This window comes from Corynebacterium sp. (assembly GCF_030532325.1).
Lineage (GTDB): Bacteria > Actinomycetota > Actinomycetes > Mycobacteriales > Mycobacteriaceae > Corynebacterium.
Genome location: NZ_JAUNLS010000016.1, coordinates 1 through 21,809 on the forward strand (window position 1 = coordinate 1; position 21,809 = coordinate 21,809).

Genomic DNA, 21,809 nt, shown 5'->3' on the forward strand with positions numbered 1-21,809 from the left:
CAGCAGCCGGGATGCACTTACCCAGGTCAACCTTGCCGTCGGAAGAACCACCGTTGGACGAACCATTATCGCCACCGTTGTTGTTGTCACCGCCGCTCGGCAGGTCGCCACGCAGGCCATCGTTGGGGTCAGTGACCTCATCGGTAGCCGCCGGATCCTTCACCGTGTTGCCGTTCTCATCAACAATGGTGTTGATCTCATCGCCGTCGGTGACACCGTCATTGTCGGTATCAGCATCGTTCGGATTAGTCGGCGCACCCGGCAGACCGGACTCCTCGGTCAGGTTACCGTCCTTATCGAACGGGTTCTTCTCACCAGAGACCTCGTCACCATCGTTGATGCCGTCCTTGTCGGTGTCAACATCGTTCGGGTTGGCACCGGCGATGATCTCGTCACCGTCGTTCAGGCCGTCACCATCGGTATCGGGCTCCAGCGGGTCGGTCGGGTCGCCCTTACCGTCGCCATCCCAATCCTTGTTGGTGGAACCGTTGACCTCGTCACCGTCATTGATGCCGTCGCCATCGGTGTCAGCGTTGTTCGGATCAGTACCGAGCGCGTCTTCTTCCTCATCGGTCAGGCCGTCACCATCGGTATCGACACTGCCCTTGTCACCCGGCTTAGAGTTCGGGTCATTCGGGTCAGTCGGCTCCGGCTGGTTGTTGACCTCGGCGCCGTCGTTGACGCCGTCGCCATCAGTGTCAGCCTTGGTCGGATCGGTCGGCTTACCGTCGAACTTGTTACCAGAACCGTCAACCTCAGCACCATCAAGGATGCCATCGTCATCAGTATCCGGGTTCAGCGGATCAGTGCCGTGCTCCTTCTCCTCAGCATCAGTCAGACCATCACCATCGGTGTCTTCCTTCAGCGGGTTGGTGCCGTCCTTGATCTCGTCGCCATCGTTGACGCCGTCGCCATCGGTATCCGGGTTGTTCGGATCGGTGCCCAGAACAATCTCCTGGCCATCAGTCAGACCATCACCATCGGTGTCAGCCTTGTTCGGATCAGTCGGCTCATTGTTGTAATCCTCATTACGGGAGCCATCGGTCTCTTCCTTATCGGTCAGACCATCCTTATCCGAATCCGTCTTCGGGTCCTCAGGCTTTGCATCCTCGGTGACGGTGATCTTGACGGAGACCTCATCCTGAGTCTTGTCCGGATAGGTCACCACAACAGTCGCGTCCTTAGAACCAGCCGAAGACGTATCCACCGGCTCCTTGAACTCAAACTTGGTGCCCTCCGGCAAATCAGCAACATTAGCAATGCTGTTCTCAGCCTTCGGAGTCTTACCAACCTTGACAGACTGATCCTTAGCCTTCGGATCATAATTCTCGTTGTCAGCACCAGGCTTTGCATCCTCGGTGACAGTGATCTTGACGGAGACCTCATCCTGAGTCTTGTCCGGATAGGTCACCACAACAGTCGCGTCCTTAGAACCAGCCGAAGACGTATCCACCGGCTCCTTGAACTCAAACTTGGTGCCCTCCGGCAAATCAGCAACATTAGCAATGCTGTTCTCAGCCTTCGGAGTCTTACCAACCTTGACAGACTGATCCTTAGCCTTCGGATCATAATTCTCGTTGTCAGCACCAGGCTTTGTATCCTCGGTGACGGTGATCTTTGCATCCACGGTCTCGGTGGAGCCATCCGGGTACTTCACACTAACCGGAATCACGTAGTCACCCGTCACAGCGTCTGAGGGAGGAGTGAGCTTGATTGAGCCATCCGGATTCACAGTGATCCAGTTGGGTAGATCAATCTTCTTACCATCCGGATCGGTGATCTGAGCAACCTGCTCGAAAGTGGTGCCCTCTGGAAGCTCCTGGGCGGCGTCCTTCGGTGCGGGAACGGTCGTGGTCTGCCCCTGGGGGGCCTTGGTCGGCTCGTATACTGGCTCGAACTCACCGTTGTTACGAGTCTTGTCAATTGCGAGGAAAGAATCCTGCGCAACTACGACACCATAAGCGTTTTGCAGCTGAGCGATGTAGGCACCCGGCTGCTCGAAATTCTCGGCAGGAAGTGCGCAGTTCTTGGCATCGGCGAGTGTGGACACTGGGCACTCTTCACCGATCTGCTTGCCGTCCGGGCCAATCCATACGATCTTGTTTCCGGGGAACGGTGGCAGATCTCCCGTCAGCTTGATTTCGGCCGGAGCAAGCGGCTTTCCTTCCTCTGCTTGTGGCAAATCCGCGGGGTTCAAGTAGGAATCGTAGTTAACGATGTCCAGCTGGGAAATATTCTGCTTTACTTGCGCGAAGTTAACGTTGTACCAGCGGTTTCCAGCGAGCGAAACGATGCCGACACGCCCGTCGCGGTTCGGGTTCTCTCCACTGTTCGCGGCGGCCTTCTGGAAAACGGGCGTCGGGAAGCCACTGAAGCCGTTCATTACCTTCCCGTCAACCTCAACCCACAGATAGGTGTAATTGGTTACCCGGTCGCCGGCGTCGTCGCCCATGCGGAGCGTGTAGCGTCCCTCTTCGTTCGTTTTCGCGCCGACAGTCTTGAGGATAGGCTCCTGCCCGTTGGCACGCATGTTCTCGATCATGTGCTTGGTAGCTTCAGCCTGCTCACGGAAGGGCATTTCCGGAATACCGAGCCGCTCGTACTCAGCAATGCCTTCATCGGAGAGAACAGACGCATAGACCATAGCGCCCTCAATCGGGAGGTCACCATCCCACCAGTAGAGGGGGCCGACCTCATTACGATCAGGGCCGCCCTGGGCATCATCCCAGACGCTACCGTAGTATGCGTTCCTCGGTGCGCTTGAGTCTACGTGGCCCGTAAAACCTTCTTCGTCAATCGAGAAGTTTGGGCTCACCATGTATGAGTCCGCAGAAACCTTGAGGCTCGCAGTACCCGGCACGGCGCTCTTCGGCACGGTCACCGTGATAGCGCCAGTCTTCTGATCAATCTCAGCCCTCGCTCCGTCAATGCGGTTGCCGCTCTCGTCAGTCAGTTTAACGAGCGAGACGGACGCTGGGTTCTCGACCTTCACTTCCAGCGTGTGGCCATTGCCGTCAGCTGGGACTTCCTTGGCATCGGTGGGAGTCTGCGACGGGGTGGTGGTACCCGCGCCAGTGGCACCAACAAGACGCTCAGCGGTATTGCCAGACTCATCGTTGGCAGCGATCTTGCCGTCGTTCCTCAGTTCAGTTCCTTCCGGAACTGCAACAGTCCACTTGCCGTCGGCGTCGACGGTGGTCTCAGCGGTGGTGTTATCCGGGAAGGTAACGGTAATTTTTTCGCCTTCACGGTCACCGGTACCGGTGATTTCCTTGACACCAGCCTTGACTTCACCGATGCCCGGAGCGGTCCTGTCGGTGATGGTGATCTCGATCGTATCGCCGAGCTTGCTGCCACCCTTGTCCGTGATCTGAACCTCACCACGTGCAGCCGGCGCTGTCTCCTTAAGGAAGATACCCGTACGCTGGACGTTGGTTCCGCGAGTTGTCCATGCGCCATTCGCATTTGCCGCGACAGCATCCTGCCATACACCCGGGACACCGCCACCGGCCTGACGAGCAAACTGAAGGAGATTGCCGGTGGCCTCATTCTTGATCGGCTGATCAATCCAGATGCGGTACTGCTGACCGTCCGCGCCACGGAAGATATGAGGCTTACCGTGTACGTCAATAAACGAGAACTCCTTACCACCAACCGGACTGTCCGGGTGCTGCAGAACGTTCCCCTCTTCATCCTTGGCACGGAGGTCAAAAGCGTAGGTACCGTCGCCACCACCAAGACGCGTAGAGGTCGCAGTGTAAACCGGAGAAATGACCCCGTCAGAGTCCTTGAACTGCATGTAGACCTTGACATCATTCAAGCCCATTGAACCGGCCAGCGAAGACGATGCGGTGGTCTCCATCAAACCAACAGTGCCGGACAGGGTTGCGAACGCGTTCGTAAGACCCGTACGACCAGTGATGTAACCGTTGGCGATGGCGTCCGCTTCGATCACCTTGGTCGGATCAATGTGCGGCAGTTCGGCAACGGTGCCAGAGGTTTGGGCTGATGCCACCGGAGCGCTCTGCGGAGCAACAACAGGGTGGACAAACGGCGCCACCAGCGCCACAGAGAGAGCAGCTGCGGCAATCGTGGTGCCGCGGCGTCGTGCTACACCGGCACGACGAATAACCTTCTTGGACATCAAGAAGTTCCTTTCACTAAAACCCGAATATGTCGGCCTTGGGCGGGAATGACCACAAGGCCCTGGGAGAACTAGCGCTTCGAGAGTTTTGCGCTAGTGAGTCAGAGGGGTTTCCACCAAGCATGTTGACGAGAGTTAGGCGAAAGTCCTACTGAGACTCAGCTATTAGAGTACCTTCATTTCTCACTTATGAAAATTAAAGGTTCAGGTTTTTCTCAGTTTTAAACCTCAGCGATCGTCGCAAGTGCGCTTTATGGCCATTTACATGCATCTATAGAATTTTTCCCACCCCACCCCATTAGGTGTGACGATCGACACATTGACAGGAAATTCTAAGCAATCTACTCAGGCATCTTTTGATGAAAATAGAACAACTATGCCGGTCATAGCTTTTTATAGACACTTGTTGATGCCAATTTTTCTGCCATTTTCAGCCCGTCCCCATTTACCGCCTTTGAGGTCGCCCCGTCTTAATACTCAATAAGCGCCCCTTTGATTCATCGCACAGTTCTAATGATTTGCTGAGAGCTTTAAGGAACAGCAAAGCCCCTGCATCCCGTCCTTGTTGAGCGGGTTACAGGGGCTGAAACGTGTAAGCGTTTGCTGCTACGCAGTATTACCTTTTGCTGTAGCTACGCAGTGCTGGCTTTACTGGTCTTCCATCACGTCGTGGCGCACGATGGTCTGGTCGCGGCCGGGGCCGACGCCAATGTAGGAAATGCGGCAGCCGGAGAGCTCCTCAAGGCGCAGGACGTAATCCTGGGCCTTCTGCGGGAGCTCTTCAAAAGTCTTGCACTCGGTGATGTCCTCATCCCAGGCCGGCATGGTCTCAAAGATGGGCTCAGCGTGGTGGAACTCGGATTGGGTGAGCGGCATTTCGTCGTAACGCTTGCCGTCGACATCGTAAGCCACGCAAATCGGAATCTCACCGATGCCGGTGAGTACGTCCAGCTTGGTGAGGAAGTAATCCGTAAAGCCGTTGACGCGGGTGGCGTAGCGAGCGATGACGGAGTCATACCAACCGCAACGGCGCTTACGGCCGGTGTTCACGCCGATCTCACCGCCGGTGGTCTGCAGGTACTCGCCCCACTTGTCAAAGAGCTCCGTGGGGAACGGGCCGGCACCCACGCGGGTGGTGTAAGCCTTGATGATGCCCAGGGAGGTGGTGATGCGGGTCGGGCCGATGCCGGAGCCCACGGAGGCGCCACCGGCAGACGGGTTCGAGGAGGTCACGAACGGGTAGGTGCCGTGGTCCACGTCGAGCATGGTGGCCTGGCCGCCCTCCATGAGGACGTGCTTGCCCTCATCCAGCGCGCGGTTGAGCTCCAGCTCGGTCTCGATGACCATCGGGCGCAGGCGGTCACGGTAGCTCAGGAAGTACTCCACCACCTGCTCCGGATCGATGGCCTTGCGGTTATACATCTTCACCAGCATCTGGTTCTTGATGTCCAGAGCGGACTCGACCTTCTGGCGCAGGATGGACCCATCGAAAATGTCCTGAACACGGATGCCAATGCGGGCAACCTTGTCCGCATAGGCTGGGCCAATACCGCGGCCGGTGGTGCCAATGGCGCGCTTGCCCAGGAAGCGCTCCTGCACGCGGTCCAAGGTCTGGTGGTACGGGGCAACGAGGTGCGCGTTGGCGGAGATGCGCAGGCGCGACGCGTTGGCACCGCGAGCCTCAAGGCCGTCGATCTCGTCGAAGAGGGCCTCGAGGTTAATCACGACGCCGTTGCCCAGAACCGGGGTGGCGTTCTCTGAGAGGATGCCGGCGGGCAGGAGCTTGAGCTCGTACTTCTCGCCGCCAACCACGACGGTGTGGCCGGCGTTGTTGCCGCCGTTGGGTTTGACGACGTAGTCAACCTTGCCACCAAGGATGTCGGTGGCTTTGCCTTTTCCTTCATCGCCCCACTGGGCGCCGACAATGACGATTGCAGCCATTCTTGGGTGTCACTTCCTCATGATTGAAGCCAAATACGCACCCACTTTACCCGTAGGCGGTTGTGCATGTTGTTATTGTGCGGTTTTCTGTGACGATGAGCTCCGGTATGCGGTTTCGGAGCTCAAGGGGAGGGCACTAGGCGTCGCGTGAGGTCTCTGGAGCCTCATCCTCAACGCCAAGGAAGAAGGAATCCGCGTCCAGGATGAGGCGTAGCTTGTTAGAGGCGTTGATCATGACGGCATCGTCAGAGACAAGGAGCTGGCCTTCAAAGTCTCCCTCACCGATGCGGTAGAGCCCCTCCCCGACGTTCTTTCCTTTCGGCGTTGAGGAAGACGCAGAGCCGGACTCATCATCAACAGGTTCAACCGTGAAAGAGTCCTTCTTCTGCTGGACTTCGACTCCCTTGAACGCTTCGTCAGCATCAAACATTGCTGTCAGCTCCCCCTTAGGGCGCCAGGCTTTTCCATCGGTACGCACGCAGTGCAGTGTGGCTTCATCACCGTCAATCTCGCACTGGATTTTCAGACCAGATATTGCGACGTGGAAGGCATCTTCACCACGAAGGTCCTTTTCGTCGGAGCCTAAATCATCACCGTCAGCGCTATCGGAAGAACCGCTCATCGAACCCGCACCGAGATCGAGGTACAGAATGTCCACTTCTCCCCCAGTGAAGGAGCGGTGCAGGTGAATCTTCTTTGTTGCTGCCTCCACCGTGAACTCCATCTCCACGCCGACGAAGTCCTCGGTCTCCTCCGCAGTAACGGTTAATCCGTCAGAGGTTTCCTCCACATCCACATCATCTGCCGTCAAAAAGACACCCGTAGGATCCAAAAGGTCGCCTTCACCGAAAAATACCGGGGCTGCCGCCTGGCTTCCGTTGTATTCACCTTCCAAGATGACGTAGCTCAGATCCGCACAGGGATCGTAAGCATCCTCCCCGATGGAGACATCCGTCAGCTTCTTGGAGCTCCCCTGAATCTTGGCTTCTTCCTTCTCCAAGACCTCATTCAAGAGTGTGTCCTCCAGCTCCATGTCGGAGTCACACGCAGCATTCTTAGCGGAGCTGGTGGTGCTGGGAGCGGAGCTGGATGTCGTCGCAGACTCTGACGCACTACTCACGGTGGTCACGCTGCTCATCGAGGGTTCGTTATCTTCCTCCGAGGAACCGCAAGCGCTCACGGCGAAGGCGGTAGCGGACAGAAGTGCCACGGCGCTGACGCGGGTACGCATCATTAGGAACCTTTCGTTGTTTCTTCTCTACTGCTTTTCGGCAACCTATTTCTCGGCTGTCTGTCTCTCGGCTGCCTTTCGGCTACTCGGCGCTGCGTTAGCCGCGATCTTGGTCAGCGAGGATGACCCGGTCAGTATCGAAAATGACGCGCTGGGTGTTCGGGGTGCTCAGCATGATGCCATCGTCCAAGACAGCAAGCTGCCCCTCGATGTTGCCCTTGCCGATGCGGTAGAGGCCCTTTTCCAGTTCCTTTGCACCGGAAGAGTCGAAGTCATCGGGCAAGCCTCCGAAGGAGAGGTCCCCTTCCAGCGGCGCAGCGGAGATGAACTCGAAGCCGAAGTCCTCAAGGGGAATGTCGACATCGCCCTCCAAGGCCCAGGTCTCACCGTCCTCGCGGCCGCAGTCGATGGTGGAGGAGCTCTCGTTGATGAGGCAGGTCAGCTCCAACCCGTCAACCGAGGCCTTGACCGCGGACTCACCACGCATATCCTCCTCATCGGAGCCGAGCTCCGCCGAAGATGCGGAGAGATCCGCATCCAGCTGGAGGAAGAGGATTTCATCCTGCGAGCCGGAGAAGGACTGGTTCATCATGGGCTGCTCGGAGCCTTCGCGCTTCTTCACGTCACCCTCAACGCCGGTCAGAACGTCGTTTCCCTCTGAGGTGAAGGCGAAGCCCTCACCCTTTTCGGTGACCTCCAGGGAGTCATCGGTGAGGAAGATCATGTCCTCGTCCCAAATCTCGCCCTGCTTGAACACCACCAACGCCTTGGCGTCATCGCCATCGAACGTGCCCTTGAGCACCGCGTAGCTCAGGAACGCGCAGGGATCGAAACTATCGTCATCGACCTCGATGTCCTTGAAGGTCTCGCCCGTGCCATTGAGTGCTGACTCACCGTTCTCCAGAATGGTGGCCAGCGGGGTCTCTTCCAGCTCGGAGTCCTCACCGCAGTCGGCTGCGCTGGTTGTGGTGGTAGCGCTCGACGTGGAGCTCGCGGCCGAGCTGGTGGTTGCTTCGCTGCTCACCGCAGCGGGGGTGGGCTGGGCTTCTTCGGAATCAGAGTCCCCTCCAAACAAACTGCAGGAGCTTAAGCTCAGGCCTGCTACGGAGACCAATGCGATGGTTGTCTTAGGCGAGAGAAACATTACGTACCTCAAACATTTGCTAGGGGAAAGTGTCGGGGTATCGCAAACCTTACCCAGAGACTGTGACCTCTGCCACCGCAGGAAGTGTCCTGTATCCCATTCGTTACGTTGCGGCGCCACGTGCACCCCCTCGCACCGCCGTAGGCGCTGTCACTCGCACTATCGCTCACATAGCCACCAGCACTCCTCCGCCGCAGGCTCGTTGATGCCCCGCGGCTGCTGCAGGCCAAGCCCGAACGCCTATGATTCACCTATGACTTGTGTGGTTCTCAAATGCGGTGTCTCCCCCGATTCCGGCGCGGCGCGCGGCCTCGATGCGGCTCTGGCCGGGCTGGCCGCCACGGTGCTCGAGCTCAGTGCGGTGCCGACTAGGAAGGAGCTTAAACAGCTCGATGCCTTTGCCAAGGAGATCCTGCCGGAGGATCCCACGCCCTCCCTCGATGAGATTGCCGCGCAGCCGGATGTGCGCCACCTGGGAGCCCCGGAAATTGCCCCGCAAAAGCCACACCTCAAGGAGGCCCTGCGCGTGGTGGTCATCGGCAGCGATGCTGCGCTTAGTGCCGTGCTCACCCGAATGATGCGCGGGGACTACCTGTGGGCAGAGGTCGGCTACGCCCCGGTGGATGCTGCCTCCACCGCCGCGCGCAACTGGGGGCTGCCCAGTGACGTGGAATCCGCGCTCAGCGTGGCGCTCAACGCGTCCGTCATGCCCGTGCCGCTCATCCGCAACGACGCGGGCCTGGCGGTGGCGGGCTCGGCCACCATCTCCGAATGGGAGAACACCGAGATCACCGGAGAAATCATCGTCGACGATCACGTCCTCGTGCGCCACGGCGCACCGGTGGATCAGATGAGTGGGAACGCGAGTAAGAAGAGCGGGAACGCGCGATCGAGGAGCGGCCAGGCCGGTCCGGGCACCTATGGTGCACGCCTGGTGCCCATGGTGGACGCACCGGGCATCGTGGCAGCCAAGGCGATTTCACCGGTGGTGGAATCAGCGGCCATCGGGCTCGAGGAGAACACGCAGGGCGGCCACGGAGGCTTCCTTCGCGGCGGCTTCTTTGCCCGCTGGCGCACGCCGGTTGCCCCAGGGCAGCTCGACGTCCAGAGCGTGTGCACCGGGCGCGCGGTGCAGGCGGGAGGGCCGTCCCTGCGGGTCATCGTGGACGGGGTTAGTGCCAAGCGCCCCGTCAAGCGCGTGACCTTCTACCGGCACTTGCGGGACTTGCAGATCGCGAGGGCGTCCTAAAGCACAGCGGGAGCTGGCCCGATGGTGCTAATCGCCCTCCCAGACCTCCGGCGGGAAGGCGGGGCTCTCCGAGGTCGGCGCCAGCTGCGCCACGGCGGACTCGCGGGACATGCCGCAGATCATGAGCAGATCCACGATGATGGAGCGCGTCTGCGCCAGCAGCGCGTAGGCGGAGAGCACGGACTCCTCGTTGACCACGTCCATCGTGGCGCGGGCGGCCAGCTGGCGCAGGCGCTTGACCAGCTCGGGGATGGCCTGGGCCTCATCCACGCGGCGTTCCTTGGCCGACTGGTGGGAGTAGAGCACGGAGAGCTCGTAGGTGATGTCCGCGAGTTCGTCGATAAGCTCAATCTGCTCCGTGGTGACCGTGTCATTGTCTTGGGAGAGCACCAGCGCGCGGCGGGAGAGCACGCGGATAGAGCGCAGGACGTTATCCACCGGGGTGAGGATGCGCTCCAGCGAGCGCACGGTGCGCTGGGTGCTCCACAGGAAGGGCGAGAGGCGCGCGGTCTCCGCGCCACCCTTGGCCGCGGCCAGCATGGAATTAATGGTGTTCTGGGTGCCCACCACCGCGGCGCGGGCGTCCTCGATGTCGGAGGGATCGTCATCGCGCAGGCCCAGGGCGACGTCGGAAAGCACAGAAGAGGCAACGCCGAGCACCTTGGAGACCTCCACGCGGCCCGCGCGCAGGGGCGAGGTGGGGATGAGCATGATCATCGCCAGACCGATGACCGCGCCGATCACCGCGTCCGTGGCGCGAGTAAGCCCGCCCATCTCCTCCGGCGGGAGGATGGTGGCGATGAGAATGGCCGCGATAACGATCTGGTTGGTCACCAGCTGGGAACTCGTGACAAAGGAGCCGATGAGCAGCGCTAAGCCAATGATGATGGTGAGGTGGACCACGCCCGTGCCCAAGGTATCCACCAAGACCGTGCCCACCGCCACGCCGGCGATGCCGCCGAAGGCCATCTCGAAAGCGCGGCGTACGCGATCCTTACCGGATAGGCCCAGGATGATGATGACCGCCATCGGGGCGAAGAAGGGCTGGGTGTGGCCGAAGATTTCGTAGGCCACGTAATACGCCAAACCGGCGCCGAGCGTGCACTGCAAGATGAAGACGAGGCGGTAACGCACGCGCGCGATGCGCGCTTTAAGCGAGCGATCCACCACACGCAACTGCTCCCGGGTGCTCAGCCGCACGCGGTGCGCCTTGCTAGGCGAGGCCGCGGAAGCGGAGGAGCCCGAGGAGGTTGCACCTTTATCTGCCTGAGTCATAACTCAAGCTAGTGTACGCGGACAGGCGCCGAAAGTGGTGAGCTTCGAAGAAGCTCGGGGGCTGGGTCTTACTTGGAGACCGACTTGCCCACGGAGTGCAGGTCCTGGCAGGCCTCAACGACGCGCTCGGACATGCCCTGCTCTGCCTTCTTGAGGTAGGAGCGGGGATCGTAGACCTTCTTGTTGCCGACTTCACCGTCGATCTTGAACACGCCATCGTAGTTCTCAAACATGTGGCGGGCGACCGGGTTGGTGAAGGCGTACTGGGTGTCGGTGTCCACGTTCATCTTGATGACGCCGTAGCGCAGGGCCTCCTCGATCTTCTCCTTCTCAGAGCCGGAGCCGCCGTGGAAGACGAAGTCGAAGGGCTGTGCGCCCTCCTCCAGGCCGAGCTTGGCCACGGCTGCCTTCTGGCCCTCCAGGAGGACCTCCGGGCGCAGCTTCACGTTGCCCGGCTTGTACACGCCGTGGACGTTGCCGAAGGTAGCGGCCAGCAGGTAGCGGCCCTTCTCCCCGGTACCGAGGGCGTCGACGGTCTTTTCAAAGTCCTCCACGGTGGTGTAGAGGTTAGCGCCGGCCTTGGCCTGGACGCCGTCCTCCTCGCCACCGACAACGCCGATCTCCACCTCGAGGATGATGTTGGCGTTGTGGGCCTTCTCCAGCAGCTCCTGGGCGATGACCAGGTTCTCATCGATCGGGATAGCGGAGCCGTCCCACATGTGGGACTGGAAGAGCGGGAGCTCGCCGCGGTCCACACGCTCCTGGGACAGCGCGATCAGCGGGCGGACGTACTCATCCAGAACTTCCTTCTGGCAGTGGTCAGTGTGCAGTGCGACGTTGATGCCGTAGTGCTGCGCGGCCTCATGAGCAAACGCTGCCAGGGCCTTAGCGCCAGCAACCTTGTTCTTCACGGACAGGCCGGAGCCGAACTCTGCGCCGCCGGTGGAGAACTGGATGATTCCGTCAGACTCAGCCTCAGCAAAGCCGCGCAGTGCGGCGTTGATGGTCTCGGAGGAAGTGCAGTTGATAGCCGGGAAAGCGAAGCCGCCCTTCTTGGCGGTGTCCAGCATCTGGTTATAAACCTCAGGGGTTGCAATTGGCATGAAAATCCGTCCTTAGGAGTTGCTGTTATCTAGCCGTGCGCATCCACCCGCAGTGAGCGGGCGGACACGTCCTGCAACCAAGTATGCCAATCTGTGACGGATCCTGCCGCCCCAATTCTTGTGAGCTTAATTATTGCGCCCGGACTGCTGATATTTGGTCACCCGGGCGCAGGCCTCCAGCAGCATCCAGCCGGAGAGCTGAACCGAGAGATCGCGCTCCGCCACGCGGATAATGCCCACCTTCTCCCCCAGCGTGCTGGGGCCAAAGCCGTAGTTATGCGGCAACTTGGCGTCATCAGTCCAGTCAGAGCCGAAGATGGGCAGGCCATCGACCTCCAGGCGGTGCTCCCACACGGACTCCGCCGAGGCGATCACCATGCGGGCGGCCAGCTTCTTGGTGGCGCGGTTGGCCGGGGAATCCCCCGGCAGGCGCACGGCCACGTCCGCGAGGTAGCGCGCGAGGATGCCCTTGAACAGGCCGCCGTCGCCGTCGCCAGTGTGCCAGTTGATCACGCCCGAGGGAGTGGCCATGCCGGTGGCCACCGCCTGCACGAGGCCGCGAATGTTGGTGATGTAGTACATCATGTCGCTGGCCAGCTCCGCCTCCTGGACGGTGTCAATGCTCTCCATGGCACCCAGACCCGTCTTTTCCCGCAGGGCCAGCGCGATCTCCAGGCACGCGCCGAGCACCACGCCCTGGCAATAGGGGTGGATGTTGCGCACGACCTCGTGGCCGTCCATGCGCATGCGGATGCCGTCCATGATGAAGCCGTCATCATCCACCAGGTTGTCGTAGATCCAGTCCACGATGTGGCGGGCCTCATCGATCTTGCCCATGCGGGCCAGCATGATGGCGCCCGGCCCATTGGAGGGAACATTGAGGAAGGTCTCCCCCTCCCGCCAGGGCAGCACGCCCACCTGGGAGTCCACCCCGGCGCGGATGTTGCGCTGCAGGGCGGCCAGCTGCTTGGGCTTCTTCATCTTCTTCAGCTGGGACACGCGCCCCATGGCCAGGGCCAGCCACGCTTTATCGTCGTAGTAGCGGTTCTTGGTCAGCGCGGAGAGATTGCGCAGCTGGATGCCGCGGATGGTGTCATGGATGCGGGTGCGCCGGGCCTTGGAGTTGTTGCGCAGGGCGGCGTCCACCTGGCAGTCCAAGTAGTGCGCCTGCCACCAGTAGTGCCAGTGCACGAAGAGCTTTTCTTTAGTGGTGGGCGGCCAACTGCACACCGCAAGGTTGGTACGCGGGATGGACCACACGGCTTGCGCGTGGCGCTCGTTGATGGCGGTTTCCGCGAGATCAGCGCGGTGTGCCCATTTCTCTTCCACAGTTACCTATCAGCTCTTTCCGGGTGAATGTTACCTAAATCCTATCCATAGGGGACGAGTGATTACCACGCCTTGGACAAATCTGCGTGTTGGCGAATCCATGCATGCATGGCAATACCAGCGGCCACACCAGCGTTGATGGAGCGAGTGGACCCAAATTGTGCGATCGAGCACGTCATCATCGCCGCTTGCTGGGCTGCCTCAGTGACACCGGGGCCCTCCTGACCGAAGAGCAGCAGGCACCTCTCCGGCAGCTGCGCGGTCTCCAAGGGCACGCAACCGGGGGTGTTATCGATGGCCACCACCGTCAGGCCCTCCTGCGCCGCCCAGGCGATGAGCTCCTCCACGGTGTCGTGGTGGCGCAGGTGCTGGTAGCGGTCCGTGACCATGGCCCCGCGGCGATTCCAGCGCCTGCGGCCCACAATGTGGACGGTGTCCACGGCGAAGGCGTTGGCTGTGCGCACCACGGTGCCGATGTTGGAATCGTTCTCGAAGTTCTCGATGGCGATGTGCAGCGCGTGGCGGCGGGTATCGATATCCGCGGTGATGGCCTCGCGGCTCCAGTAGCGGTAGGCGTCCACCACGTTGCGGCGATCCCCGTGCTCGAGCAGCTCCGGATCGTACTTCTGCGCCTCCGGGCCCTCGGGCCACGGGCCCTGCCAGGGGCCCACGCCGTGCCGACCCTCATTCCACTCGGTGGGGCCTTTGGCCTCCTCGGCAGTGGTCTCCTCGACAGCGGGCTGCGCCGGGGTCTCGGCGGGATCAGGCAAGGCCCAGATCCTCCAGGCCCAGCAGGAAGCGGTACTCCAGCCCCTCGTCCGCGATGACCTTGTCCGCGCCGGTGGCGCGATCCACCACGGTGGCCACGCCCACGACCTCGGCTCCGGCCTCGCGCAGGGCCTTGACGGCGGTCAGCGGGGAGTTACCGGTGGTGGTGGTGTCCTCCACCACGAGCACTTTCTGGCCCTCGACGTCGAAGCCCTCGATGCGGCGCTGCATGCCGTGCTTCTTGGCCTCCTTGCGCACCACGAAGGCATCGATGGGACGGCCCTCGGCGTGCATGATGGCCAGGCCCACCGGGTCAGCGCCCATGGTCAGGCCGCCGGCGGCGGCGTAGTCCCAGTCCGCGGTGAGCTCGCGCAGCAGCTCGCCGATGAGGCGGCCTGCCTCGTGCTGCAGGGTGGCGCGGCGCAGGTCGACATAGTAATCGGCCTCCTTACCGGAGGACAGCGTGACCTTGCCGTGCACCACGGCCAGTTCCTTCACTAGTTCTGCCAGACGGGACTTCTTCTGCGGGTCCAGGCCCATGACGCACTCCTTTAGTAACAACAGGTTCAAAGGGAAGTTGATTCAGAGGGAAGTTAGAGGATTTTCCTTAAGACACACTACCCCGCGGGGCGCGGGGATTTAGTCATCGCCGAAGATGGACGAGCCCTTATCGCCCCGCCGGGGCAGGCGCGCGTGCCCGGCCTCCGGCTGGGGGCGCTCGCGGCCGTCGGCGATGGCGTCCACCTCGTCCGCGCCGAGCGCGCTGTGGTCTACCGCGCCGCGCACGTCGCTGCGGGTGCGGCTGGGCATCTCCACCGGCGCCTCGGGGCGCTGGATGCTGGGCCGATCGAACTCGAAGTGATCCGGCACCGGGGTGGGGCCGGTGGGCTCCGGACGCGGCGGGGCGGGGATCTCGCGGGCGGGATCGACGTCCTCGATGCGCCACATCTGGGTGGCGGAGGAGCGCGGGGGCAGCACGCGGGCGGCATCGGCCAGCTTGGCCAGCGGTGCCAGCAGCGCCTCCCACTGCGGGGTGCGCGCGTCCTTGCTCATCTGGGCGAGCACCCACTCCGATTCCATCCACAGGGCGGTGACCGCCGCGGGCATCTGGGCCAGGGCGACCACGACGCGCTCATCCACCAGGCGCTGGCCCACGCCGGCATCGGTGGCGAAGATGTCAAAGCCCTCCAGGCTCATCACGCGCACCAGGTCCTCGGAGGGATTATCCACCGGCTGTTCCTCGCGGCGGAAGTCCACCACGATGTCGGAGGCAGCACCCGTGCGCATGGCCATGACCTGGATGCCGGCCAGATCCATGAGCAGCATCTCGTGGCCGTGGGCGTTGCCCGCAACGATGTCCTTTGGCGCTGCGCCCTGGGCGGCGGCCCCGCGCATCCACTCATCCACGAGGTAGGAATCCTGCTTGCTGAACTCGAAGCCGCGCTTTTCCGCCCAGGCGCGGCGCTCGCGGCGCTGGCTGCCCGGGAGGAAGCTGTGGTAGCTCCTGTTGGGCTCGCGCTCCGGCTCACGTTCAGGCTCATGCTCTGCTTCACGCTCAGGTTGTTCCGCTTCACGCTCAAGCGCAGACGCCTCCGGCGCAGAGGCGGTCTCTTCCTGCTCTTCTTGTTCAGTCTGTTCAACCTGCGGTTCCGGCTGCGGCTCGGCTTCCGCGGGTGCGTCGGACTCGGCCTCGGGTGCGGGACGCTCCGCGGAGGCCTGAGTGTCCGTGGCGTCGGCAGCTGCCTCGGACTCGATGACGGGCTCGGTAACGAGCTCAGCGTTAGGTTCAGCAGCACCGGCAAGCTCAGCGGGCTCGTGGCTCACAGGGGCGTCGCTTGCAGAACTTGCGGGGTCGGCACTTGCTGGGTCGGCCGCGGTGCGGCGCTTGTCCAGGACCAGAAGCGCCACGCCGGCCACGCCGACTGCGAGGGCGAGAAGGAGGAGTAGGTAAGGCATCGCCTTTAGACTCTAATCCCCTACCGGGCCCAAGCGCGGCTGGCGCGCTAGAGGTGCTCGCGGTCGCCGCGCTCCACCGGGTTGGCGGGGTTGGCGCACCACTGGGACCAGCCGCCCACAAAGTGGCGCAGGCCCGTGAAGCCGGCGTACTCCAGCGCGGCGATGGCCAGGGCCGAGTGGTTGCCGGACCCGGAGTAGATGATGCCGTCCTTGATGTTGTCCTCGGTGATGCCGTGCGCGTGGACTATCTCGCGGATCTCCTCCGCGGACTTCCAGGTCTTGGTCTCCTCATCGTGGAAGGAGCGCTCCGGCAGGTTGAGAGCGCCCGGGATGTGGCCAGCCTTGAGGTCCAGGTGCTCGCGACGGCCGGCGAAGCGGTTGCGGGTGCGGGTATCGATGAGTAGGCCGTTGTGCGTCTTGACCTCCTCGATGGTGGCGGTGGGCATGTGTCCCGGATCCAGAGTGGCCGGGGTATCCACGCCGAGGTTGCCCGGGCCGGTGAGCGTGGGCAGCTTGTGGGCGCGCCAGTTGGCCAGGCCGCCGTCGAGAATGCGGACGTTGTCTACGCCCGCCCAGCGCAGGGTCCACCACGCGCGACCGGCAAAGAGGCCGCGGCCTTCGTCATAGACCACAACCTCATCGTGCTCGCGCAGGCCCCAGCGGCGGAACCACTCCTGTAGCTTGTCCGTGTCCGGCAACGGGTTGCGGCCCACCTGGGAGCCGGGGACGCCGACGAAGGCTGAGGCCGCGTCAGCGTACTGGGCAGTAGGGATGTGCAAAGACGTGAACTGGTTATAGGATTCGCCCTCACCGGGCGCCCAGAGGGAGGCTAGAAGGACAGTCCTATCGCCGCGGAAGATTTTGTCATGCAACTCACGTGGTGAGACCAAGATACTCATGCATCCGAGTTTAAAGGCGCGTGCGACATCCTGCCCAGTGGTACCAGGGCCCCTATGCAGAGGTCTAGTTGTACGCGAATGAGCGCTGGACCATCACGCAGTGGTACACGATTCTCCCCTCAACCTTTCTCATTCAACCAACTCACTTTCTTGAGGGAACATGAACAACTCAAAGACGCAGAAGGAACCCGTGGCGCCCAGCGGGCGCCGTCAACGCTCAACTGGGATTTCACTCATTCTGCTCGCTGCAATCCTGCTTCTTCTCGGGACAACTGTCGTGCCCGAGAGCTACGCCGCTGTGCTGTGGGTGTGCGCGTTCGTCGCCTTGGTAGCCGCCGTTGCGCTCTTTGCCCAGGAGGCACTCCGCCGCCGCTCGCCCCCACAGCGCTACCGCGGCAATCACCCAGTGCGCCCACTGCAATGACACAGTGCTCCCGCTGCAGGCATGTGCACTGCAGCGGGAGCACTGTGGGGGGTTCGCTGTGACAGCGAGCGCTAGCGCTTAGCCGCGGGTATCCAGCTCGAGGCGCTGGCCGCCATCAGCGACGTCGACGTGCACGGTGTCGCCGTCCACGATCTCGCCGGCCAGCAGCTTGCGCGCCAGCTGGTCACCGATGGCCTGCTGCACCAGGCGGCGCAGCGGGCGGGCGCCGTAGGCGGGATCGTAGCCGCGATCTGCCAGCCACAGCTTGGCAGCGTCGGAGACCTTGAGGGTCAGGCGGCGTCCACTCAGGCGCTCCTGCAGGGAGGCCAGCTGGATGTCCACGATGCCCTCAAGGAGCTCGGAGGACAGCGGCTCGAACATCACCACGTCATCGAGGCGGTTGATGAACTCCGGCTTGAAGTTGCGCTTGACCGCCTCCATGACCTCCTCCTTAGTGCCGCCGGCGCCCAGGTTAGAGGTCAGGATGATCACCGTGTTGCGGAAGTCCACGGTGCGCCCTTGGCCGTCGGTAAGCCGGCCCTCATCGAGGACCTGCAGCAGCACGTCGAAGACGTCCGGGTGGGCCTTCTCGACTTCGTCGAAAAGCACCAGCGTGTACGGACGGCGACGCACGGCCTCAGTAAGCTGACCGCCGGCATCGAAGCCCACGTATCCCGGAGGGGCACCGACGAGGCGAGCCACGGAGTGCTTCTCGCCGTACTCAGACATGTCGATGCGCACCATCGCGGAGTCATCGTCGAAGAGGAACTCCGCCAAAGCCTTGGCCAGCTCCGTCTTGCCCACACCCGTGGGGCCGAGGAAGAGGAAGGAGCCGGTAGGGCGGTTCGGATCCGCCACGCCAGCGCGGGCACGGCGCACGGCATCGGAAACGGCCTTGACTGCCTCGTGCTGGCCCACAACGCGCTTGCCCAGCTCAGCCTCCATGTTGAGCAGCTTCTCGGTCTCACCCTGCAGCATCTTGCCGGCCGGGATACCGGTCCACGCGGAGACCACCTCGGCGATGGTGTCCGGGGTGACTTCCTCGGTGAGCATGGTGTTGGTCTGAGCGTTGGCGCGGGTCTCGGCCTCAGCCAGCTGCTTCTCCAACTCAGGGATGCGGCCGTAGCGCAGCTCGGAGGTCTTCTCATAATCACCCTCGCGCTCGGCGATCTCCGCCTGGCGCTTGAGATCCTCCAACTCCTCCTTGGCCTGCTGGACCTCGTCGATGGCCTTCTTCTCATTGACCCAGCGGGCCTTGAGCTCGCCGAGCTTCTCGCGTTCATCCGCAAGCTCCTGCTGCAGCTTGGCCAGGCGATCCTTGGAGGCGGCGTCCGATTCCTTCTTCAGCGCCAGCTCCTCGATCTCCATGCGGCGCACGATGCGCTCGAGCTCGTCAATTTCCTGCGGGGAGGAGTCAATCTCCATGCGCAGGCGCGAGCCGGCCTCATCGACCAAGTCGATGGCCTTGTCCGGCAGGAAGCGGTTGGTGATGTAGCGGTTGGAGAGCTCAGCGGCGGCCACCAGGGCGGAGTCCTGGATGCGGATGCCGTGGTGAACCTCGTAGCGCTCCTTGAGGCCACGCAGGATGCCGACGGTGTCCTCCACGCTCGGCTCGGCGGCGTAGACCTGCTGGAAGCGGCGCTCCAGGGCGGCGTCCTTCTCGATGTACTTGCGGTACTCATCCAGCGTGGTGGCGCCCACCAGGCGCAGCTCGCCGCGGGCCAGCATGGGCTTGATCATGTTGCCGGCGTCCATCGAGCCTTCACCGGTGGCACCGGCGCCGACGATGGTGTGCAGCTCATCGATGAAGGTGATGATCTGGCCGTCGGAGGCCTTAATCTCATCGAGCACGGCCTTGAGGCGCTCCTCGAACTCGCCGCGGTACTTCGCGCCAGCAACCATGGAGCCGAGATCCAGGCTCAGCAGGGTCTTTCCCTTGAGGGACTCCGGCACGTCGCCGGCGACGATGCGGCGGGCCAGGCCCTCGACGATGGCGGTCTTACCCACGCCGGGCTCACCGATGAGCACCGGGTTGTTCTTCGTGCGGCGGGAGAGCACCTGGACCACACGGCGGATCTCCTGATCGCGGCCGATGACCGGGTCAATCTTGCCCTCGCGGGCGCGGGCGGTGAGGTCCGTGGCGTACTTCTCCAGGGCCTGGAATTGCTCCTCGGGGTTCTCCGAGGTCACCTTGGCGGCACCGCGCACGGAGGGGAAAGCGCCCTTGAGCGCCTCGTAGGTAGCGCCGCGGCTGGTAAGCAGCTCGGCGGCATCCGTCTTAGAGCCAGCGATGGCGGCGAGCAGCACCTCAGTGGAGACGTACTCGTCACCGAGCTCACCGGCCAGCTCCTGCGCGCGGGTCAGGACGTTGAGGCCGTCACGGTTAAAGTTGGGGTTCGCCATCCCGGACCCCTCTGCCTTGGGATAGGAATCAACCAGGGAGCGTGCTTCCTTGAGCACGGTCTCAGGGTCAACGCCGGTGGCCTTAAGAACCGGGGCGGCGATGCCGTCCTCCTGGCTCAGGATGGCGGCCAGCAGGTGGGCCGGGCGGATATCGGGGTTACCGTTGGCGGAGGCCGTCTGCAGCGCTTGCTGCAGGGCCTCCTGAGTTTTGGTGGTGGGGTTAAAAGCGTTCATCGTTGTGTTTCTCCTAGTTTCGACGTGCTTGCGTCAGCCGGCCTGCGGGCCGGTCTGTGGGCCTTCACTGGACACAACGTCTCAGAACTTGAGTCTGTTCCACTCAAGTTGAAAAATCTTCAATTTTTTTGAGTCGAAGGGACTCAACTTTGCGAGCAGGGCTGCTGGGGCTAGTACTCGATGCCGTAAGAAAACGACTCCATGATCACCTGGGTACCCAGGTAGAAGAGCTCCCACTTATCGTCCTCGTCGAGCTTGCGCAGCTCGCCCAGGGAGGCCAGGTGGCTCATGCCGTTGGCAGTGGCCCACAGGGTGAGGTTCTTGATGTAGACCAGCTTGTCGTCATCGTGCTGGCCCAGCTCGTGTAGGCGCTGGCGGGTAATGCGCATGAGGTAGGCCAGGGATTCGCCCATGTCCGTCTGATCAATGCCGTCCTCGCGGATGGGCACCACGGAGTGGCTGGCCGCGGAAATCAGCGCGCTGAAGCGGCGCGGGTTCTTCAGCGCATAGCTGAAGAAGGCCACGGAGACACACTCAAGGTGATCGGCGGCAGTGGCGCAGTAGGAGGAATGCTCGTGGAGGTACTCCATGCGGCGGGTGAATTCGGCGTCGGTAAGCTCCTCAATGCGCTCCCTAAGGGCGAAGTCATTGTTGACCCACTCGGTGACAAAGGAGACCGGCGCCCCGCAATGCCGGGCCACGTCCTCCACGCACACGGCGTCCGCACCCTTCTCCCCGGCCAGCTCAATGGCGCACTCGAGCATGCACTCGCGGGCCTCCTCCGGGCTCATCGCGGAGAGGTCATGGTCGCCGTCCATACACACCCGTGGCGGTACTTCTTCGTCATATGCAGCCATGGCCTGGCGCAGCGAGGCGAGGCGATCGGAGGCGTCGGCGACGTCGCCGCGGTCGATGATGCGCAGGATGGCATTGTAGAGCGCCTCGTAGACCACCTTGAGGTTGTAGCGGCGCAGCACCGAATGCTGGTGGCGCAGCACGCCAATCACACTGAGGTGCCCCAAGCCGTGGATGGTGGCCCAACTCAGCACGCTCAGTGCCGCGAGGATCTGCGAAGAGACGCCCTCCCCCACGGTGACCCCGCGCTCGGCGGCGAGATCCTCCATGCCGATGTAGAGCATGTCCAAAGACTCGTTGCCGCTGAGCTTTCCTTGGCGCAGTGCGTCCCACTGCTGCTGGGTGACGGAAAGCTTGTGCTCGAAGAGGTAACGGAAGAGCTCCGGGTTAGTCTCCACGTAGGAGTAATAGCCCTCGGAGACCGCGATGAGCTGGGCGCCGACCTCCGGCTGGGTGGTGGCCTCCACGGTGTCGCGCAGAAACTGGATCTTACGGCGGTTGATGTAGGTGGGAAGGTCCGCCACCAGGTCATCGAGATTGCCGTAGAGCGCGTGAACGTCCTCGACGGTGCACGGCGCGTGCTTGGCCACGCATTCGGCGGTAATCGAGTCCTCCCCTTGGGACGCCGCCATGCGCAAAGCCGGCTCCAAGATGGAATCTCGGAGCTGCCCTAAGCCCTCGTTGTGCATCATTCCCTCAGTACGTCTGTGTACACGGCACCTGCAGGCGCGCAGTACCCTTTTGTTCTGGAAAGAGTTTACGCTGTTGATGCCGCCACACCAAAGCGGCGAGGGGCTGCACCAGTGCGGCGCGAGCCCCCGGAGTGCACGCACCTCGCGACGCTAAGGAAACGC

14 protein-coding genes are annotated in these 21,809 nt (G+C 62.3%); 1 reads left to right on the forward strand and 13 read right to left on the reverse strand.

Annotated features, from left to right (window positions below):
• From Q4E25_RS08860 to Q4E25_RS08875, 4 genes are all read right to left on the reverse strand, one after another.
• On the reverse strand, positions 1 to 4,144 hold a 4,144-nt coding region (locus Q4E25_RS08860), incomplete at its 3' end, for a Rib/alpha-like domain-containing protein (protein WP_303156422.1).
• Positions 4,145 to 4,792: 648 nt separating this feature from the next.
• Positions 4,793 to 6,085, reverse strand: a complete 1,293-nt coding sequence (locus Q4E25_RS08865) for an adenylosuccinate synthase (protein WP_303156423.1) — start codon at positions 6,083 to 6,085, stop codon at positions 4,793 to 4,795.
• A gap of 136 nt (positions 6,086 to 6,221) precedes the next feature.
• Positions 6,222 to 7,319 carry a hypothetical protein gene (locus tag Q4E25_RS08870; protein WP_303156424.1) on the reverse strand — a complete coding sequence of 366 codons (1,098 nt, stop codon included), beginning with the start codon at positions 7,317 to 7,319 and terminating at the stop codon, positions 6,222 to 6,224.
• A 94-nt stretch (positions 7,320 to 7,413) separates the two neighbouring features.
• Entirely contained in the window at positions 7,414 to 8,340 is a 927-nt protein-coding gene (locus tag Q4E25_RS08875) for a hypothetical protein (protein WP_303156425.1), read from the reverse strand.
• 373 nt (positions 8,341 to 8,713) lie between these two features.
• On the opposite strand from Q4E25_RS08875, the gene Q4E25_RS08880 reads away from it, so the two are divergent.
• The gene (locus Q4E25_RS08880) at positions 8,714 to 9,709 is read left to right on the forward strand and encodes a hypothetical protein (RefSeq protein WP_303156426.1); all 996 of its coding nucleotides are present in this window, start codon (positions 8,714 to 8,716) and stop codon (positions 9,707 to 9,709) included.
• Positions 9,710 to 9,736: 27 nt separating this feature from the next.
• Here Q4E25_RS08880 and Q4E25_RS08885 read toward each other — a convergent pair whose 3' ends face one another.
• The 9 genes from Q4E25_RS08885 to Q4E25_RS08925 all read right to left on the reverse strand — a co-directional run bounded on the left by Q4E25_RS08885 (position 9,737) and on the right by Q4E25_RS08925 (position 21,647).
• A complete protein-coding gene (locus tag Q4E25_RS08885; RefSeq protein ID WP_303156427.1) occupies positions 9,737 to 10,984 on the reverse strand; it encodes an aromatic acid exporter family protein in 1,248 nt (415 codons plus the stop codon).
• Between the two features lie 68 nt (positions 10,985 to 11,052).
• Entirely contained in the window at positions 11,053 to 12,087 is a 1,035-nt protein-coding gene (gene fbaA, locus Q4E25_RS08890) for a class II fructose-bisphosphate aldolase (RefSeq protein WP_303156428.1), read from the reverse strand.
• Positions 12,088 to 12,213: 126 nt separating this feature from the next.
• Positions 12,214 to 13,416, reverse strand: a complete 1,203-nt coding sequence (locus tag Q4E25_RS08895; RefSeq protein WP_303156429.1) for a glycoside hydrolase family 76 protein — start codon at positions 13,414 to 13,416, stop codon at positions 12,214 to 12,216.
• Positions 13,417 to 13,478: 62 nt separating this feature from the next.
• Positions 13,479 to 14,186: an RNA methyltransferase gene (locus Q4E25_RS08900; protein ID WP_303156430.1), complete on the reverse strand. Its 708-nt coding sequence runs from the start codon at positions 14,184 to 14,186 to the stop codon at positions 13,479 to 13,481.
• Positions 14,179 to 14,724 (reverse strand): orotate phosphoribosyltransferase, encoded by a 546-nt coding sequence (gene pyrE / locus Q4E25_RS08905; protein ID WP_303156431.1) that lies wholly within the window; start codon positions 14,722 to 14,724, stop codon positions 14,179 to 14,181. Before pyrE ends, Q4E25_RS08900 begins: the two co-directional genes overlap by 8 nt.
• 99 nt (positions 14,725 to 14,823) lie before the next feature.
• A complete protein-coding gene (locus tag Q4E25_RS08910; RefSeq protein ID WP_303156432.1) occupies positions 14,824 to 16,140 on the reverse strand; it encodes a hypothetical protein in 1,317 nt (438 codons plus the stop codon).
• Between the two features lie 47 nt (positions 16,141 to 16,187).
• On the reverse strand, positions 16,188 to 17,039 hold the full coding sequence (locus Q4E25_RS08915; protein WP_303156433.1) for a sulfurtransferase: 852 nt from the start codon (positions 17,037 to 17,039) through the stop codon (positions 16,188 to 16,190).
• A gap of 502 nt (positions 17,040 to 17,541) precedes the next feature.
• Positions 17,542 to 20,100, reverse strand: coding sequence for an ATP-dependent chaperone ClpB (clpB, locus tag Q4E25_RS08920; protein WP_303156434.1), 2,559 nt, complete (start codon positions 20,098 to 20,100; stop codon positions 17,542 to 17,544).
• 170 nt (positions 20,101 to 20,270) lie between these two features.
• Entirely contained in the window at positions 20,271 to 21,647 is a 1,377-nt protein-coding gene (locus tag Q4E25_RS08925; protein WP_303156435.1) for a hypothetical protein, read from the reverse strand.
• Positions 21,648 to 21,809 lie beyond the last annotated feature (162 nt).

What these genes read in the sequence shown, in the direction of transcription:
- Q4E25_RS08865 (WP_303156423.1), bottom strand. Translation starts at nt 6,085, where the DNA reads ATGGCTGCAATCGTCATTGTCGGCGCCCAGTGGGGCGATGAAGGAAAA.
- Q4E25_RS08870 (WP_303156424.1), bottom strand. Translation starts at nt 7,319, where the DNA reads ATGATGCGTACCCGCGTCAGCGCCGTGGCACTTCTGTCCGCTACCGCC.
- Q4E25_RS08880 (WP_303156426.1), top strand. Translation starts at nt 8,714, where the DNA reads ATGACTTGTGTGGTTCTCAAATGCGGTGTCTCCCCCGATTCCGGCGCG.
- Q4E25_RS08885 (WP_303156427.1), bottom strand. Translation starts at nt 10,984, where the DNA reads ATGACTCAGGCAGATAAAGGTGCAACCTCCTCGGGCTCCTCCGCTTCC.
- fbaA (WP_303156428.1), bottom strand. Translation starts at nt 12,087, where the DNA reads ATGCCAATTGCAACCCCTGAGGTTTATAACCAGATGCTGGACACCGCC.
- pyrE (WP_303156431.1), bottom strand. Translation starts at nt 14,724, where the DNA reads ATGGGCCTGGACCCGCAGAAGAAGTCCCGTCTGGCAGAACTAGTGAAG.
- Q4E25_RS08910 (WP_303156432.1), bottom strand. Translation starts at nt 16,140, where the DNA reads ATGCCTTACCTACTCCTCCTTCTCGCCCTCGCAGTCGGCGTGGCCGGC.
- Q4E25_RS08915 (WP_303156433.1), bottom strand. Translation starts at nt 17,039, where the DNA reads ATGAGTATCTTGGTCTCACCACGTGAGTTGCATGACAAAATCTTCCGC.
- clpB (WP_303156434.1), bottom strand. Translation starts at nt 20,100, where the DNA reads ATGAACGCTTTTAACCCCACCACCAAAACTCAGGAGGCCCTGCAGCAA.
- Q4E25_RS08925 (WP_303156435.1), bottom strand. Translation starts at nt 21,647, where the DNA reads ATGATGCACAACGAGGGCTTAGGGCAGCTCCGAGATTCCATCTTGGAG.